General features: G+C 67.8%; 1 protein-coding gene. It reads left to right on the forward strand.

Going from position 1 to position 1,135, the window contains the following annotated elements:
• Positions 1-1,069 (forward strand): FAD-binding oxidoreductase (locus HMPREF0178_RS15460; RefSeq protein ID WP_009380687.1); only part of this gene is annotated, 1,069 nt, incomplete at its 5' end.
• Positions 1,070-1,135: the final 66 nt, after the last annotated feature.

The raw sequence follows: 1,135 nt of genomic DNA on the forward strand, positions 1-1,135 counted from the left end.
GGGCTCCAGCCGCCGCTGCGACGGCCACGCCGTGACCTACGACAGCGCGCCCGGCTACTTCAGCCAGTTCTGCAAGATCGGGCAGGACATGTTCCCGGAAATCAGCCGCGAGCTGCCCTGCGACATCGAGTTCGAGCCCGAAGGCCTCGGCCTGCTGGTCGACGACGAGCGGGACATGGAAACCGTGCTCGCCAACTATGAGGGCAAGAAGAACGAAGGCGTGGACGTGACCTTCTGGGACCGCGACGAACTGCTCCGCCACGAGCCGCACGTCTCCGACAAGGTCATCGCCTGCCTCAACTTCAACGGCGACGCCAAGCTCAACCCCATGCGCCTGTGCTTCGGCCTCGCGGAGCTGGCCCGCCAAAAGGGTGCGAAAGCCTTCAACCGCACCGCCGTCACCGGGATCACCGTCAGGAACGGCGCGGTGCAGAGCGTGGAAACCAGCAGCGGCAGCATCGCCACCAAGAAAGTGGTGCTGGCCTCCGGCGTCTGGACCCCCGGCCTCGGCGACATGGTGGGCGTGAAAGTCCCGATCCGCCCCCGGCAGGGGCAGATCCTCGTCACCGAGCGCCTCGACGGGCTTGTGAGCAAGAACTACGCGGAATTCGGCTATCTGGCGGCCAAGAGCGGCAAGAAGCGCCCCGGTGTAACCCCGGAAATGGAGCAGTTCGGCGTGGCGATGGTGCTTGAGCCGTCCGCGGCGGGCACGGTGCTCATCGGCAGCAGCCGCCGCTTCGTGGGCATGGACACGACGCCCCACCCCGCCGTGATGCAGGCCATAGCGCAGCGCGCCAAGCATTTTTTCCCGTCCTTCAGCGGCGTGAAGCTCATCCGGGCCTACGCGGGCGTCCGCCCCGCCTCCCCGGACGGCAAGCCCATCATCTCCCCCACCCATGTGGAGGGCGTGTATGTGGCCGCCGGGCATGAAGGCAACGGCATCGGCCTGTCCCTCATCACAGGCAAGCTCGTATCCCAGATGCTGCGCGGCGAAACCCCGCTGGTCGATCTCGCGCCCCTGTGCATCGACCGGTTCGGCATGAACCCGCCGTCGCTGCCGTCGGCCTGACCGGAACGGCGGGAACGGTCCCGCAGGCAGCCCGGAAACGGGCATGGCTCCCGAGGCGGGCCAGCC

It is taken from the genome of Bilophila sp. 4_1_30 (genome assembly GCF_000224655.1).
In the GTDB taxonomy this organism is placed as follows: Bacteria; Desulfobacterota; Desulfovibrionia; order Desulfovibrionales; family Desulfovibrionaceae; genus Bilophila; species Bilophila wadsworthia.